This is a genomic window from Bdellovibrionales bacterium, from assembly GCA_016716765.1.
Lineage (GTDB): Bacteria > Bdellovibrionota > Bdellovibrionia > Bdellovibrionales > UBA1609 > JADJVA01.
This window is the reverse complement of sequence record JADJVA010000013.1, coordinates 1-15,394: the sequence shown is the minus strand read 5'-3', so window position 1 is coordinate 15,394 and position 15,394 is coordinate 1. Positions and strand designations below refer to the sequence as shown.

Sequence of the window (15,394 nt, the reverse complement as noted above, 5' to 3'; positions counted from 1 at the left end):
ACGACGGGACTGAGGAGGCTTTAGCCGGTGATAACAATGGATATTTTTCATAAAATAAGAGCTCTTGATCACCTTGGCGAGAGCAAGTCCAAGATTGCGCGGGAGCTTGATCTTGATCGAAAGACTGTGCGCAAGTACCTCAAATCGACAGCTCCCCCATGCTATCGACCAAGATCCACTCCCTCAAGGCAGGATTTCTTTGCCGAGTTTGAGGGTTTTGTTCGGGGGAAGCTCGTTATCGCCCCGGAACTTTCGGCCGGCGAGATCTATGCGCTGATTCGTCCGCTAGGCTATTTGGGTAGCGAACGCACGATTCAAAGGCGAATGAAATCGTGGTGCGAGGAAAGCCAAAAGAGCGCTTTTTTGAGCAAGAGTATACCCCTGGCGAGCAGGCACAGTTTGATTTTAAAGAATCAATCGAACTGCCATTTTTATCGGGCCCGGTGATTGCGCACTTACATTTTGGTACTTTGCCGTTTTCTAACGCTTGCGTCATCAAGGGCTTCCCACACAAGACCTATGAATGTTTCATGGATGGCGTCCATTCATTTTTTGAAAAAATTGGTGGTCAAACAAAAAATATTCGAATCGACAACTTAAGTCCATGCGTGAAGCGGGTGAAAAAAGACGGAGGCCGCGACTACACGGATGCGTTTAATAGGGCGATCAAATATTACGATTTTGGAGTTCTTCCCTGCTCTCCAGGCCGAGGCAATGAAAAAGGTGATGTTGAGCGCGACATTCAAACCTGGTCGAGGAGATTTAGGAATCACGTAAATGTTCATGGGATCAGGTTCCGGGATTTTTCCCACCTCAACGTCGAGCTCGAGGCCTTCGGTGAACAGGAGCAAAGCGAAGCCGGCACTGAACTGCTGAAAAACAGAGTGTGGTCAGTTGAGATCGCTGTTGCCGCGAGACGAGGATGTGCTTTGCCGCGTGGAAGAGACTCGTGCGTCTCCGCATGGCACGGTTCGCGTCGCCAAGACCACTTACTCAGTTGCGGATGCATGGATCGGATTAGAGTGCCGAGTCGTGGCTGGTGCTTTTGAGACACGAATCACGCGCAAGGGCAGTGATGTCATCGTTGTCCATCCTCGAATGTCTGAGGGTGAGCATAGCATAAAGCTTGAGCATATTTTAAAAAGCCTTCTCCGCAAGCCACAAGCCACAAGCGATGATCCGATGGAAACACCGTGAAATTTTATTCCCAGAGAAAATATTCAGGGATCTTTATCGTCGGCTCAAAAGCCAAGAGAACCATCCTGGGGCATCCGAACGCGAGTTTTTACGTATAATGAATCTCATCCATCACACGCCGTTAAGCGAGATCCAATGTGCGCTAGAAATTGTTCTTGGCCAGCCTGTGGGCGTGATGAACATCTTCATGGAAGTCAAAGACCTGCTTCTTGTTGAGCGCAGACCCGAGGCATTGGTAATCGATCTCAGCACACGGTTTGGCCAAACCCCGATAAGTCCAAATTTAAAAGATTATGATCAACTCATTCCCAACCAACAAGGAGTAACCGGATGACAAATGAAGAACTCAGCAATGGCCTAAAACAGCTGAATTTGCCAACCATGGCCGAAGGCTATAACGAAGCCTCGCGGGCTGCGGAAAAGGGCAGATTGACCTATGAGCAATATCTGGCGGGCCTTGTCGATGAGGAGCTGAACAGCAAATACGAATTAAGAATTAAGCGGTTAAGTAAAGAGGCCAAACTTCCTCTGGAGAAGCGGATCGAACACTTCGATTTTACCCAAAGAGAAGGTATCACCGAAGGAGAATTTAAACGTCTCGCAAAAGGCGATTTTGTTCGAGACGGATCCAACATTGTATTTTATGGCAGCTTTGGGGTCGGGAAAACGCATCTAGGGATCGCGCTCATCAAGGAGCTAGTAAAAAAGAATGTGCGCTGCCTGTTTGTCTCGACTCACGGCCTGATTGAACAAATGCTGGAAGCAAAAAAAAATCTCATGCTGCAACACCTATTCAAACGCCTCGACCGGTACGACCTGCTGGTTTGCGATGAGCTTGGATACATTGCCCAAACCCAAGATGGAGCGGATCTGTTCTTCCAAATTTTATCGCTAAGAGCAGAGCGAAAAAGCGTTTTGATTACCACCAATCTCACATTCTCCGAATGGGACAGGGTGTTTATTAATCCATTAAACACAGCAGCTGCCATCGATCGAATCATTCATAAATGCGAAACCTTCAACATCAAGGGCCCGAGTTGGAGAGCGGAAGAGGCAAAAAAAAGAACAAAAATAAAAGCAACTCTGGCGGATAAGAAAGTACAGCCCTCCATCAAAACGTCATCCTGACCTGAGGGACTCTATCCCTCAGACACCTGTTACCCCGATCATCGTGATCGGGGGTCCCTTCGCAAAGCAGAACCAAGCATCTCTTGAAAAAAATAAAAACCTGGAAACAAGTTTGACAGCCAAACAAGATGTAGATACATCTGCGTCACCAACTGGCCAAATTTAATTTGCGCCGAACAAAAAAAGTGGCCAAAATTGATTGTCGCCTAACACCTGAATCGCTCCGGGTCGTTTGCAAAAGAGATGAGGCCAAAAAATCAGGGAAGTACTGATAGATTTTGGTTTGTCTCGACCACCAACAGGGGTCGAGAATTGAAGGTCGTGTTTTTTATAGATCGTGATGAGAAAAAACCTGTGATCATCACGGCATATAATCCCAGTGATGTTGAGGTAAAATTATATGAAAAAATCCAGCTCAAAAAGCAAAAGTAAGGAAAGTGACCTTTTAAAAGAAGCCGAAGAATGGGAGTCAAGCAAACGAGGTTTGATTTCAACTAAGGCTAGCGATGAAGAAGAAATGGCCATTGATGAGGCCATGGGGCTGCAGATGATCTCGATTCGTCTACCACAGCTGGTCGTAGAGAAACTAAAGTCCCTGGCTCAAAAGGAAGGCCTTGGCTATCAACCATACACTCGACAGGTGTTGATCCATCACGTTGAGGGAGATCATGGCGCAGCCAAGTTACATGATATCGAAAAGAGGCTCAAATCGGTTGAAAGGAAGGTCTTTAAAAAGACTGGTGGTTAATTCGGACACCTGGAAACCACATCAGAAAATATCTTCTCATGCGGCCGCAAAATCCATCTCTCGTCGCCAGACCATGGTCCTGCGACGAGAACGAAATTGCCTTTGAAAACCCGAACTCAATTGATGGACTAAAATGATATTGGAGATTTGAAACAGAAATCTCAATGCAACCAAGGAAATGGTGTTGCTCTTTTGAGCTCCTTCAGGCCTTAAACTTTGATTCATCTCATGTGTCTGAAGCTCCAGAAGACGCTTTCTGTGCTCGTTGTTCTCATTGGTCAACTTGCGGGCCGCTGAAAGCCAGCCTTTTTGCATGAATACTTCAATTGCCAGATCGTTCTTCATCATCGTGGCTTTGAGACCGGATATCGTCTCTCTCAAGACTTCGCCTTGGGCAATATTGCCCATCCCCTTCCCGATCACATTGGAAGAAAAGGACCAGGACGAGTAGAGAAAGAGAAGTGCCAGCACTGTTTTGACCAGAATTTGACTCAACAAGTTTGAGGGTTTGAGAAAGGCAAATACGATCAAGAGTCCTTCAACTAAAAGGGCTGCGAGAATGGATTGCTCAAGGTTTGAATTGTTTGACTGATAAAATTCAACCGCTTCACGGAGTAAAAAGTAAGTGATTCCAGCAATAAGGAGTATCTGGGAGAGGAGGCCAAGAAACTCAAATTTGAAAGTTTGACTCCGAGGTTGACCGATTTGAGGACCACGTTGAATTTCAAACAAGGAGAGTTGGGATTCAACAATTGAGGGTTGAATTTCAGTCTTTCGCTTGAGCCGATATTCTCTGATTCGCTCTTTGTTGCGAAGGTAATATTCCGAATTGTATCGCTTTCTGCAAAACTGACCCACCTTGCCTCCCTCCATAAAAACTGGATCCCTTTGTCCCCTACCCGATCCGGGGGTAGTTTTTTAAGATTTAGAGAGTCCCTCAACAATTTTGGCCATCACGAGCCTCTCATGAGAAACGCTGCCCATCTTGACCAGTCCGTTTTCAGGAACAAGTGAAAGCTTCTCCCTCTCTGTCATGTGAGAGGCGATCTCCTGAGCTTTAGCTGTGAGCTTGTCCTGAGCTTGGCGCTTTTCGAGATCCGCCATCTCTCTCCTTCGCTTTTCGTTGTTTTCCACCTGGACCTTGAGCTCGTTGACCAGACCTTCAGAAATGTAGGCTCCAGAACGTCTGAGAATGCCCATCAGAAAGGCAAGCTTTGATCCACGGCTGCTGATCCCTCCGACATCTAAATCGTAAGCAAAAGCCTCCAGCGACTCCTGAACCTCTGATGCGGATAAGGTACCCAGTTGGAAGAGTTGTTTGATTTGAGTTTGACCAAAACCGATGGCCTTCACATTCTCTGGAGTTTGGATCTGAAGCCAGTCTCCGGGGAGGTCCTGTCGCTTGGATTCAGGGCCGATAGTATTAGTAGTATTCTTATTATTAATATCACTACTACTACTAGAGGGGCTTTCACCCGGTGTTGAACCCGGTAAGAACCGGGTGTTGTCCCCTAATCTAACCCGGTTATTAACCGGGTTAGATAAAGTTCTTCCCTCTCTTCTGAGTATTGTTACTTTCATATAGGCAGCCATAACTTCTTTAGATATTTCAATTTTCCTCATTGCGCCTCGACCGCCTTTTGCGAGAGGAATATTGACAAGAAGATTGAGTCGCACGAGTCGTTTAAATGATGACCTCACGGATTCAAAGGGTATTTGTAGAATTTGTTCTAAAAATGGATAGCTGGTTTCAACATGGTTGAGTCCATTCCTACTGAGGGTCTCCACGAGAAAATCAAATATTGTAAGACAATGCCCGTTGATGGAGCACAGGTTACGTTCAAGAAGAAAGTCGGTCTGGTTTTGAAATTGTGGGTAGTTTCGAGTAACCGGGTTTGATACCGGGTAATGGTTGGTGATCTCGACCTGGTATTGAACCGGGTTGTAACCGGGTTCAATATTCATTTTGGAGTCAGATTCTGTATATGACATTTTTGGTTTATTCGTAACCCGGTTATGCAACCCGGTTGTAACCTGGTTATCGTTCGCCATTATGGTTCTGGTTTCTTTCTGCTGAGTTTTTCTGATGTGGTGATCTGGCGGGTGGTTTAATAGCTCGTTCAATTTGGCGACACCATTTTTTTCAACCAGGTTGTAACCGGGTTGTTTAACCGGGTTATTTGATGGATTTTGTAACTTGGAGGTAGGTTTTTCAGGTAAATTGATTTCAGATGAAATATAGACACCTTTTGGTGAGGTTTCATTTTCTGCAGAGTTAGAAGCTACCACATTGATAACCGGGTTAATTAGATCTGGTTTAACCGGGTTAATCGTTTTTTCTCGAATTTGAGTCTGGCTAATACGTGGCCTCTGATTCTGATCATGAGACGACTGATTTTTACCTCTAATCGAGTCATGTATAACCGCGTTATCTAAACCCGGTTTCAACCGGGTTAAAACCGGGTTGAAATGGTCTGGCGTTTCGAGAATCATCCAGGTTGATTTCGTCAATAGCAGCGGCAGGGGATTGCGTTGCTCCTGATGTAGCCAAATCTCGTTCATTTAAATGACTCTTGTCAAAATCAATGTTGTTTTGCGGTTTGAGATTAACTTCACCATGTGTTTTTTTGTTCTCAATTTTTTTGTGATCAATACCGGCGCAAGCCTCATCTAGGGCATCGTCAATTGAAGCCCACGCTCTGCGTCTCTCCTTGTTCGTCTTTTTCAGGCCTAATTTTGATTCACCCTCAACGATTCTTGGCATTTTAAATTCCTCGGTGTGTGTTTAATTGGTTGAAGAGTTAGAAATGATATCCGATGCCTCTCCGGCACTATTTGGTTTTGACTCCCTCTCTTGGTTACGGCGTACCAATGCTTGGTCTAATTCCAAAATCTCTCTGGTGAGTAGATCTATGTCCACCTTAGCGCTAGAGTCTTTGAGTGAGTCAAAAATCGATGTTAAGCTGGCGCTAGCATTTGGAATTTGCTGATTGGTGCCGACATATGACTTGTAAAGCATGGGACCAAAAACCTCATGCTTGATCAATTTTTCCAACGTGTCGTGTGAAATACTTGTTCTTTTATCAAATTTATTGAGGACAATTTTACAGGTATGGTTCGTTCGTTATCCTCTGCCAGACGGGTTATTTCCTGGTACGAGTACAGCAATCCTTTTATAGCATTGCTATCAGGATCAACCACGCACACAACCAAGTCGCTAGCTAATGCAGCGGCCGCGTTGTTAGCGCCCTGGTGCCGGAGGGCAATCAAGGACTATTAGATCATATTGATCTTTAACATCTTTGATTCTTTGCTCATATACCTTATCGAGTCTAATTTTTTTTATAACCAATGTATTTTCAAGGAGAGCATTATCCAAGTTGCTCGGAACAAGGTCGATACCTGGAAGAGCTGAAATGATCAGATCAGAAAAACTAATTTTTGGATCGGTAAGAGCATCAAACATGCATTTGTATTCTTCACCGTCAATTCCAAGAAGATTCGTAAGGTTTCCTTGTTGGTCAATGTCAATGCAGAGCACTCGTAGACCGTACAGAGAGGCTCTTATCGCCACGTTTAGCCCAATTGCAGTTTTTCCGGTTCCACCTTTTACAACTTGAAACGCAATGGTCTTCTGTTTTACAGGCAGCTGAAAAAATTTTCTTGCTGCATCATGACTGAAGTATATTCTGTTAGCTGATTTCTTGAAGGTCACATCTCTAGATTTCAAGGCTTTGTTAATCCCTTGAAGAGATATCCCAAGAAATTCTGCGGCATCTTTAGCGGTCATCTTAGGCGTCATAAAAAGCTCCAGTTGAAGTTCGTATCGTTTATTATCTGAATACTTAAACCATCTCTAATTTAAGCGAACAAAAAAGTTTGTGAAGTAAAAAATTTCCTAGACTATTCTTCGGTCGTGCAGCGTTATCTGATGGTGGGGTAACATTGGTGATCACAACCTCGGCACTTAGCAATCGCGAAATCTTCAACACCTGTCCTTGTCCGAGTTGTCGGATTTGATTTGGGTGCACGACAAATTCCTCAGTGTCCCTGACTGATTTTTCACCTGTATTTTGATCCCAAAGTAGTCCTTGTTTATAACGCACCGTTGATTTTTGTATGCTTCGAGTTCCGGCCATGGAGGCAAAGTACTCGGCGTCATCGGGGCTGTCGGTTCCGAAAATCAGTTTGGTATTGCAGTTTCTTTCTAATTGATCACAAAAAGTGGGGGAGACTTTCATGAGATCCCCTCGGGATTGGTGGGCCACCATGATTCCAAGTTTTGCTCCTCTGGCTCTATTGAGAAGATCGATGAAATTGTCTGTGGCAAAGCTTGCGAACTCATCGACGATTAATAGACAGGGGTGTCGATCTTTTCAGGGACCTCGTCATAGATTTGACCTACGGATCTGATGAGATCTTGAAGAACTAATTTTCCAAGTTGGATGCAAGACGCTTTGTCGGCCATGGAGTTGAGAAGAAAGTAGGTGATTTTGCCTTGTTTGATGGTCTCTTTCAGATCAATGGCTGAAGGGGAGAGAGATTCTTTTCCGATGAGGGGGCCGGCTGAGGATCTATATATATTGATAAGATCGGAGAGAAGTCCTGAAATTTGCCGCGATCCGTCTTTTTCTCTTAGGGACTCAGCTCTATTTCTGAGAGTTTCTTTTGTTTCATTGTCCAAAAATTCAGAGACGGCCAAAGTTTCAAGTTCATCAGGATGAGAGAGATAGTGAGCCAAATCTGAGAGAGTGAATGGAACACCTCCCTGATCTCTGATTTGACAAAGAGCTAAGAGAAGATCTGAGAGAGCTCGGGAGGCGGTTTTCTTATAATATTCCTCAGACCAATCGAGTGAGTTCATGATCTGAGAGAGAATTTCCTGAGGTGTGCCGTGTTTGATGGGATTGTAGGGCTTTGAAATTTTATGCTGAGTGAGACAGAAGAATTCGAGATCTTTCAATCGATCAGATCTTTGGGCTTCATTTTTGATCCATTGAATCGTATCAAAGTCGGCTTTGAGATCGACAAAGATGATGCCCATTTTTTTTGGTATCAGACTTTTGAGAATGACCTGGATCAAGGTGGTTTTTCCAGCACCACTGCCGCCGATGAGCTGAACATGATAATTGAGATTGGCCTTGGTTAAATAGACAGGCTCATTTTTGTTTCCAATTTTGTGACCGATCAAAATTTCGTCCTCAAGAGGAATCCGATCTTCTGAAGCCTTAAGAATGGCTTTCGCCAAAAAGGGGAGACATGTGGAGAATGGAGACTCCTAACAGTGGGAAAAGGAAATAGGGGAGAGCTGCGGCCTGAATCATGGGAGCGACGTCTGAGAATTGTTCAAAACGCCTGACAAGATAAATAGACCTGAAAATCCTACCTTCAAAAAACTCTCCCTTTGAGGAGTGTCCAGCCTTAAGGACCTCAAGAAAACAGAATTGAGAGGGGCTTTAGGCACTGATAGAACCCATCGGCCAAAGGGGCCATGAGGTTTTTCGACAGTGCCCCTCTCAAAAGATGTTGAGGAAGAGAAATCCAAGTTGAGACAAAAGACCTATGAGAAAAATCTTTAACAAGTAGAGCTGGACATCAACTGTGGAGAAGGACTTCAATTTGAGGAATTTTTTGATCCATCCGAAAAATGGTCCTGTCTCAATCCAGTTGTTATAAGACGAGGCTCCCCAGTGGAAGAGATCTATTCCCCACTGATACTCAAAGATCCCCCAGTAGATGTGACCATGCGTTGGAAATCCAAAGATAAAAATCACGAGTGATAAGGGGACCATGAAGTTGGAAAAAAGATGAAGCACTTTACCCGTATGGATTTTTGAAGTCCCCAGGCTCCAGTTAAAACCAGGCCAAAAAAAGGCCTAAGAGAACCATGGGCAAGAGTTTGGCTACTTTTAAAAGAAGAAGAACTCCTCCCAAACTGCCTGAGACAATGAGAACTCCATTTTGATCGTTTTCATTCATCCTATTTTTTGAGGACATGCTGAAGCTCCTTTGATTAAAAATTTCTCCTATCCACTGAACCTCAGATTTAAGTCCCTGAGTCATTGTCTTGTAACTCTCTGCAACAATTTGGGATGTGCAGACGATGTGAAGTTGATGGTAGTGAGCGGGGAGGTAGGTCAATAGCCCCTTGATTTGCGAGACTCGGATTTTTCTCTGAGAGGGAGATTTTGGATAGTGCTCCATTTCAAAGATCACGTTTTTTCGGATGAGTTTGAGTAGACGCCGTCAGGATGAAGACCTTCATTTTACTCATCAAGGTCTTTCTCTGAATCGGAAGGTCTTCGCTGATGAGCCGTCTTTCGGATCTCCAAAACTGGCTATCGAGAGTTGTTCAAGTTTCACTCTGGTCCAGGCGACAAGGGCCGAGTGGTTTACATTAAATGAAAATTGAGCTGTTGGTTTGAGCTGGCGGACTTCCGGGCGGTACCACTTAATAGCTGAAACTCCGATGGGCGTTGTTCGATGGAAGAGATGTTCTTCCAAAAACAATGGCCTCGATGAGTCCATTTGTTCTGAGGCGATTGATGCGAGCTCTTGAATTTTTGAGTTTCGTCTCCCAGCAGTCCTGTCCCCAGAAGGCAAAGGCCAAAGGCTCAACTCCCATGGGCCCCATTTCATTTAAGAACTCAAGCAGATGAAGATCTCTTTTTGTCAGCGACATGGGATCTTTAAAAAATCTCTCTGGCGACTTCATGCTTTCTCCCTTTCATCATTTCCTATCTTGGCTTCAAAATACTCTTCATTTCTCTGACCTCAGCCCCCTGTTATTATTCCAATCCTTTGGACCTTTCCGAATGGCTCAGGCGTTCTCAAGACCACCCGACCCCAATTACTCGTTGGGGTGGTGGTCTTGAGATTGGCTACAGCCAAAGCCCGAGCCAAGAATACATTTCATTTCAATGGGATATGAATTTGAGGGGACGTCTGAGGTACATTTTACCTGTGATTTTTTGAAGCCTTAAAACGTAACCTAAACCGTAACCAAAAAAACGTAAAGAGAGTTCGAAAATCTTTTGAAGAAGAATTGGTTGGATTTCATCCTCTCTATCAACTGCCTTTTTGATAAAATTCACGATCACACTTTCTCCCTATTTTTTAGATCAGCCATTTCCCTTCCCCTCATGTTGCACCCACTCACATCTCTTTCTTTTGTGCTCTCCATCTGACTCCAAAATCTTCGTCCGAAATGGGCTCTGGCGGTTTGTTGACCACCCGACCTCAACTACTTGTTGGGGGTGGGTGGTCAACAAATGGACTTGAGTACTTAGCCAGAGCCCAAAACCATTCATTTCAATAATTTAACTCCCCTCAGGTGTACCGTTGCCTGTACCGTTGAGCTATGGTGTCGCGGTACACCCGCGGTACAGGCGCGCAGGCCAGGGAGAAAAAAAAAAGAGGCTCTTCATTTTTCATAACCTCTCGCCGTGTTTCTTAAGACAATTTCCGGAGCGATGTGGTGGTCTTTGTTTTCTATCAACCTCGATCTGGGAGGCGAGGACTTCACCAACCCCAGAAGTTTTCCTCTGACCTCGGGATCTGAAATGGCCTTTCCGATCAGAAAGATTCCTCGGCATATTGGTTGATGAGCTTCCACCAGGCGTCCTCTTTTTCATGGAGGAGAAGTTGGGAGATAATTTTTTGTCCAATCAGAACTTCTCAGGCCTAAGCCTTTGGCGTGTTCCTTGAAAAACTTGATTCGATTTCCAGCTTCCGGGTTGAGTTTGATAACGGGCATTTGTGACTCCTTTTGTTGATTGTTAGTTTTCAATGGCAGGGGCAAGAACGAGGACTTGAATTTCAAAGGGACCTTTGAGTTCTGAGAACTCAGGGAAACTTTTAAGCTTTTCTCGAAACCTCTCAGCCGAGCTCATGGCACTTTGGCTGAGAGCTTTTTTTAGTAGCGGAGTTCATCGAGGTGTCCTCGATTGTTCCTCCAAATGGGTTCGTGTATTTTGGGACCTGGGCGTCAAAATAGGCGGCCATAAAGTAGAGATGAAATCACCAGCAAAATACTTGGCCTCTTTTGAATGATAGATTCCCTCAAAGCCGGGTGTGCGAGCTCTGTCAGAGCAGTTCCTTAAAGGAAAAAGAAGAAGTCTTGGATTTTGGAGAGAGCAGTTCAAAATCAATGAAGACTCGATTTGAGTTGGACTCAAGGCGCGAGAATCCGACAAGTCTTGATGAGGCAAGACTTCCCGAAATGATCCGAGCAACCACGGGTGCCTTTTCATCGGCAAAGGCGATCACTGAGTGCTCGACTTGAGCTCGAAGAATATCTCCGGGCCGGATGGACTTCAGTTTCTCTTTGATAGAATCAGTGGGAAGAAGTGCAGAACTCTCGGTATCCGTTTGTTTTGAAAACTGACTCACCAAGTAATGGAGTTGGAAGATTTGAGGTCAAGCCGCTTGATGAACTCAAAAGGGGGGCGAGCTTTAGAATCCCCCTTTGAAACTGAGGGGACTTTTTTTTAACGGCTTCTATAGTTTCTGTTTTGGATTTATTTTAAGACTTAAACTGTCTTCGTTTTGCTTTTCTTCTTGAAAACCATCTTCACTTTTTGGAGCCGAACTTTGAGAAGGATCCTCAAGTACGATGAGGGGACTGCCATCGAGAGTTTTATTTGACGCAAAAGTTTTAAAGCTTTCAAGAAATAGAAATAAGCAGAGTAGTGCTTTTGGCTTCATCTAATGTTGTCCTTCTTTGATCGGGGCTGGGGTTTTGCGAGCTGATTGAGATTGCCAATTTGTGTTGGATGGGGGGACAAGGGTCTGATTATTTTCACCTAATGGGATTGAGACTTGTCCCATGGGCTTGGCTGTTTTCTTGAGTATTTCAGAAAGAGAGGGAGATCTTTTGATTTCAGCAGCTGTTGGGCCTTTGTCTTTGGCCTGGAATTGATTTTTGATTTTACTTCCGTCTTGGCGCTCTCCATTTTTATCCATCTGATCTAAGGGCGTTTCAAAAAACACAGGTCCTTTGGTTCCGCCGAGAATTCGGATCACGTCTTGGTGGTTTTTCTGATTGGCAATGACGTCAAAGACAAAAAGTCCATGAGAGCAGCGAACGATGAGGTTTGTGGGATCAGCGAGGTTTGTTCTTGCCGACAAGACGAGCTCGGACTTAAGGGTTTTTGAAATCTGGACATCGAGGCTTGATTTTAATCCCACCTTGGCTTCGTCAATCTCACAGGGAAATTGAATGAGACTTGAAAGTCCGGGTCTGATGTAGATTGCGCCCACTTTGGAGCGGTCGAAGAACTGAGAGGAGATCCTGGGCTGGGAGGAGGCCCAAAAACTGGGTGTTTCAAAAAACGAGATCAATTCGGTCTTAAACAGGGGTCATCTTGGCTTGTGATGATTCTCGTACCGTTTGAGTCAATGCCGATCAGAAGAGTTTTTCCCTGATTTTTGATTGCTTGAAAAGTGGCAAAGAGGCCCAACAAAAAGGCTAAGAAAAAAAGAAATGATTTCAACAGATGAACTTTAAGGATTTCAAAGGCAAGTTTCATGTTCCGAGGTCCTCTCTTTCATTGTCTCTCTCGCTCTCTTTTCGAAATGTGAATCCGTGAGCGCCTGATTCCTGAATCTCGATTGGACTGAGAGGCAGGAGAAGACATCTGCGAGTTGGAGTTTTTCTTTTATTAGGACCTGTCAAATCAGAATGATTTGATATAAGAGGCTGCGCCACTGATTTCTCTTTGATTCTGAAAGTTGTGCCAGGCCATGATCTGACTTTCGAAACATTAAATCCATATCTCCACTCGATGATCTGGGGCTTCGCCAAGCTTGCCTTTTTGTGGGAAGTCATATTTGATGAGAGTGAGAGGCTGTCGGACTTATGATGGGCCTTTCTAAATCCGCAGAGCCTCTGAATCTCGAGTAGTAGGGTAAGTGAAGAATCATCCTCTGACAGACGTTCATATGATTCCATCGAGCAAGCCGGCTGATCCATGTGCCGTCCATTTTGACTGGACTTCAATACCAATTGGTCCTGATCCATTAGATTTGGGTCTATTGAATCCTGATCCGAGGGATCTGATCCCACGGCTCTCGACCCAAAGGGTGCTAATTCATTGGAACCCCGTGCCCCAATCGAAAAGGAGAGCGGTGAGGGGAGAATGCTTGTTTTAGAGACTGACCTTGAGGAGGGCGGGGCAAGAAGGCCGATGCGTGACCGAAGCCCCGGCTATTCTTCCAGCGGATCTTGCTCCGAACGAGAGAAGAGAGGGCGGAGCCTGGAATGGAGATTGAAGAAGAATTTTACAGAAGGAAAGAGGTCCTATGATCTTAAACAGTTCAATGAGAAAATCAATGGCCCAGGAGAAGATGAGACTCTCTGATTTCAGATCACTTTGCATCAAAGTTCCGCCTACGCGGTCAAAAACAGAAAACATCAGGGGCCAAGAAGAGCCGATGAGAATGAGAAAAAAGAAGATCTTGATGAGGGACGGCATGGATAAAACTGTGCCGAAGAGAAAACAATTTCCAGTAAGGGCTGACATAAATATCAGGCTATGACGAAGCAGGCCTTGAGCCAAATAATAGAGTATTGAGCTGAGTAGACCCAGAGTCTTGGATCATGGAGAGACTGTGGTGTGGGAATGGGACTTTTTTGAAGACAGGATTCTCTTTGGTGTGCTCGCTCATGTCGCCCCCAAAGCCTTTTTTGAGAAATCAAAAGTTAAGGAAAGGAGATATTCATATGAGAGAAGAAGGGGCCAGTGGCCGCTCCTTTGAGCAGATCTCTTATGTGTCTCGCCGAGGCCGTCATGTTGAGATATAAAAGTCTCAAAAAGAAGAGCACTGGAAAAATCAGGATGATATAGCTCTTGGTTTCTCGGAAACACTTGCCGCTCATTTTGAGTGAATTCAAAGCTCATGGCTGAACTCCCGTCGTTTGATGAATCTCTGGGTCAATAATTCGTCAAAGCTTCTCGACTCGATCTCAGATCTTCTTATCTGAAGCTTTAGTTCGGTGAGAATCTCGGTCTGAAGAAGCGAGTGAGGATCTTGGATTTTTAATTGATCCTGGAGCGAAGACAGTCTCTGCTTGAGCGTAGGCCGAGGCCGCTTTTGGAAAACTCGGCCAGTGCTAAGAACAGACGCTTCACTCTTCAAGCATCACCGGAAGACCTGATACTGTCAGTTAAAGTCATTCGACAGTTTTGGAGCCCTCATCAGGCTTCTATTTCGTTCTTGGCCCAGACGGCGGTCTGAGTCTTGCCCTCGATTTTTCGAGGTAAGCTGAGAGCTCAATGAGGGATTGATCCAGTTGTGAGAGTTTTTTCAGAAGGGTTTGAATCAACGGCAAAGGAAGAAGTTCATGGGTGGCATCGACAAGAGCCGAGGCCTCGGCTATTTTTCAGTGCATCGACAATTTTGTCAAAAGCGCTGAGGCCTTAGAGGGAAATAAAGCCAGGAAAAAGACAGTAGTAGTAGTATGAGTAGATTTACAAGAATTAAAGTTCAAGCGAATCTTGAACCTTTCTTTCTAAACTCAGAATTCTGATGGCCTCATGGCGTGTCAGCCTTGGAACTGATTTCCACAAGACTCTCGATCATCTCATTGTCCTCTCTCTTGTGCTGAGAAGCTCCAATACTCCTCGGGGCTTAGGATAATGCGAAAAACTGGAGCCAAATTTGTCCTGGTAGAGCACCTCTGAAAACCTCTTCTGCTCTCTCTTGTTAAATTTTCAAGCTCTTTCATCTTGTCACCTGAGAGCTGAAATCTCCTGGAAACTCTCTGTCTCACTCAACGCTAAAGAGAAGTCGGTTGGGACTGTTCTCACAATGCCCTGATCATTTTGAATGATCAGATCTTGCTGATTTTTGGCTGATGGAAATGAAGGTTCTCTAAATTTTCTCACGTTAGCCGTTGAGAAACTTAAAAACGGAAAAGCAGCGCTTGATGAAAAAGGTGTCTCGTCTGCGATGAAGACAAGTTTTTTGTCCCTTAACCTGATCATCTCAAGATTAAATTGAGCCATGACGAGGAGAATCCGCCCTGTCCAGCCAACGTCACTGGCCTGGTGAATATCAGAAAATTGTAATAGCGAAGGCGACAGTCATCTTGAGAGAGAATGCGTGAGAGGGATCTTCCTTTTGGTGCCCACCTCATCAGGAGCATTTTGATAGATGCCGCCTTTGGCCCACCTGTAGAGCAGAGATTTTCTCGGGAGATCCTTTTGATCTCTTTTAAGAACCCATCAATGGAGAGAGCCTCCCCATTGTTCCTTCTTATCCCCTCGGTACAGAGAAAAGGGCCCTTTCCACCTCGGCTCTGAGTTCTTTGGAGAGTCA

19 protein-coding genes are annotated in these 15,394 nt (G+C 44.9%); 7 read left to right on the top strand and 12 right to left on the bottom strand.

The window, feature by feature from the left end; translation table 11 throughout:
* Window positions 1-27: 27 nt before the first annotated feature.
* From IPL83_07970 to IPL83_07945, 6 genes are all read left to right on the top strand, one after another.
* On the top strand, window positions 28-447 hold the full coding sequence (locus IPL83_07970) for a hypothetical protein (protein MBK9039082.1): 420 nt from the start codon (window positions 28-30) through the stop codon (window positions 445-447).
* Window positions 333-1,049: a transposase gene (locus IPL83_07965; GenBank protein MBK9039081.1), complete on the top strand. Its 717-nt coding sequence runs from the start codon at window positions 333-335 to the stop codon at window positions 1,047-1,049. Before IPL83_07970 ends, IPL83_07965 begins: the two co-directional genes overlap by 115 nt.
* A complete protein-coding gene (locus IPL83_07960) occupies window positions 1,033-1,197 on the top strand; it encodes a hypothetical protein (GenBank protein ID MBK9039080.1) in 165 nt (54 codons plus the stop codon). The genes IPL83_07965 and IPL83_07960 overlap by 17 nt, the downstream gene beginning before the upstream one ends.
* Window positions 1,175-1,531 (top strand): hypothetical protein, encoded by a 357-nt coding sequence (locus IPL83_07955; protein MBK9039079.1) that lies wholly within the window; start codon window positions 1,175-1,177, stop codon window positions 1,529-1,531. The genes IPL83_07960 and IPL83_07955 overlap by 23 nt, the downstream gene beginning before the upstream one ends.
* Entirely contained in the window at window positions 1,528-2,325 is a 798-nt protein-coding gene (locus IPL83_07950; protein MBK9039078.1) for an ATP-binding protein, read from the top strand. The genes IPL83_07955 and IPL83_07950 overlap by 4 nt, the downstream gene beginning before the upstream one ends.
* A 400-nt stretch (window positions 2,326-2,725) precedes the next feature.
* Complete coding sequence (locus tag IPL83_07945; protein ID MBK9039077.1) at window positions 2,726-3,073, top strand: hypothetical protein; 348 nt, start codon at window positions 2,726-2,728, stop codon at window positions 3,071-3,073.
* A 36-nt stretch (window positions 3,074-3,109) separates the two neighbouring features.
* On the opposite strand, the gene IPL83_07940 is transcribed toward IPL83_07945, so the two are convergent.
* The 12 genes from IPL83_07940 to IPL83_07885 form a co-directional block, all read right to left on the bottom strand.
* Entirely contained in the window at window positions 3,110-3,931 is an 822-nt protein-coding gene (locus IPL83_07940; protein ID MBK9039076.1) for a hypothetical protein, read from the bottom strand.
* Between the two features lie 60 nt (window positions 3,932-3,991).
* A complete protein-coding gene (locus IPL83_07935) occupies window positions 3,992-5,635 on the bottom strand; it encodes a hypothetical protein (protein ID MBK9039075.1) in 1,644 nt (547 codons plus the stop codon).
* Window positions 5,636-5,858: 223 nt separating this feature from the next.
* A complete protein-coding gene (locus tag IPL83_07930) occupies window positions 5,859-6,092 on the bottom strand; it encodes a hypothetical protein (protein MBK9039074.1) in 234 nt (77 codons plus the stop codon).
* Between the two features lie 222 nt (window positions 6,093-6,314).
* Complete coding sequence (locus tag IPL83_07925; protein ID MBK9039073.1) at window positions 6,315-6,875, bottom strand: AAA family ATPase; 561 nt, start codon at window positions 6,873-6,875, stop codon at window positions 6,315-6,317.
* Window positions 6,876-6,918: 43 nt separating this feature from the next.
* On the bottom strand, window positions 6,919-7,425 hold the full coding sequence (locus IPL83_07920) for a TraM recognition domain-containing protein (GenBank protein MBK9039072.1): 507 nt from the start codon (window positions 7,423-7,425) through the stop codon (window positions 6,919-6,921).
* Entirely contained in the window at window positions 7,425-8,264 is an 840-nt protein-coding gene (locus IPL83_07915; GenBank protein MBK9039071.1) for a DUF87 domain-containing protein, read from the bottom strand. The genes IPL83_07920 and IPL83_07915 overlap by 1 nt, the downstream gene beginning before the upstream one ends.
* Window positions 8,265-8,926: 662 nt before the next feature.
* Window positions 8,927-9,277 carry a hypothetical protein gene (locus tag IPL83_07910; GenBank protein ID MBK9039070.1) on the bottom strand — a complete coding sequence of 117 codons (351 nt, stop codon included), beginning with the start codon at window positions 9,275-9,277 and terminating at the stop codon, window positions 8,927-8,929.
* A gap of 247 nt (window positions 9,278-9,524) precedes the next feature.
* The gene (locus tag IPL83_07905; GenBank protein MBK9039069.1) at window positions 9,525-9,788 is read right to left on the bottom strand and encodes a hypothetical protein; all 264 of its coding nucleotides are present in this window, start codon (window positions 9,786-9,788) and stop codon (window positions 9,525-9,527) included.
* A gap of 1,370 nt (window positions 9,789-11,158) precedes the next feature.
* Entirely contained in the window at window positions 11,159-11,464 is a 306-nt protein-coding gene (locus IPL83_07900; GenBank protein MBK9039068.1) for a hypothetical protein, read from the bottom strand.
* A gap of 108 nt (window positions 11,465-11,572) precedes the next feature.
* On the bottom strand, window positions 11,573-11,779 hold the full coding sequence (locus IPL83_07895; GenBank protein MBK9039067.1) for a hypothetical protein: 207 nt from the start codon (window positions 11,777-11,779) through the stop codon (window positions 11,573-11,575).
* On the bottom strand, window positions 11,780-12,415 hold the full coding sequence (locus IPL83_07890) for a hypothetical protein (protein ID MBK9039066.1): 636 nt from the start codon (window positions 12,413-12,415) through the stop codon (window positions 11,780-11,782).
* Window positions 12,416-12,599: 184 nt separating this feature from the next.
* Entirely contained in the window at window positions 12,600-13,139 is a 540-nt protein-coding gene (locus IPL83_07885; GenBank protein MBK9039065.1) for a hypothetical protein, read from the bottom strand.
* A 73-nt stretch (window positions 13,140-13,212) separates the two neighbouring features.
* Between IPL83_07885 and IPL83_07880 the strand changes: the two genes are divergently transcribed.
* A complete protein-coding gene (locus IPL83_07880) occupies window positions 13,213-13,434 on the top strand; it encodes a hypothetical protein (GenBank protein MBK9039064.1) in 222 nt (73 codons plus the stop codon).
* The last annotated feature ends 1,960 nt before the right edge of the window (window positions 13,435-15,394 follow it).

Coding starts and splice junctions, on each gene's coding strand:
- IPL83_07880 (MBK9039064.1), top strand. CDS start 13,213: ATGCTTGTTTTAGAGACTGACCTTGAGGAGGGCGGGGCAAGAAGGCCG.
- IPL83_07910 (MBK9039070.1), bottom strand. CDS start 9,277: ATGGAGCACTATCCAAAATCTCCCTCTCAGAGAAAAATCCGAGTCTCG.
- IPL83_07935 (MBK9039075.1), bottom strand. CDS start 5,635: ATGAACGAGATTTGGCTACATCAGGAGCAACGCAATCCCCTGCCGCTG.
- IPL83_07950 (MBK9039078.1), top strand. CDS start 1,528: ATGACAAATGAAGAACTCAGCAATGGCCTAAAACAGCTGAATTTGCCA.
- IPL83_07925 (MBK9039073.1), bottom strand. CDS start 6,875: ATGACGCCTAAGATGACCGCTAAAGATGCCGCAGAATTTCTTGGGATA.
- IPL83_07930 (MBK9039074.1), bottom strand. CDS start 6,092: ATGCTTTACAAGTCATATGTCGGCACCAATCAGCAAATTCCAAATGCT.
- IPL83_07905 (MBK9039069.1), bottom strand. CDS start 9,788: ATGAAGTCGCCAGAGAGATTTTTTAAAGATCCCATGTCGCTGACAAAA.
- IPL83_07895 (MBK9039067.1), bottom strand. CDS start 11,779: ATGAAGCCAAAAGCACTACTCTGCTTATTTCTATTTCTTGAAAGCTTT.
- IPL83_07945 (MBK9039077.1), top strand. CDS start 2,726: ATGAAAAAATCCAGCTCAAAAAGCAAAAGTAAGGAAAGTGACCTTTTA.
- IPL83_07955 (MBK9039079.1), top strand. CDS start 1,175: ATGATCCGATGGAAACACCGTGAAATTTTATTCCCAGAGAAAATATTC.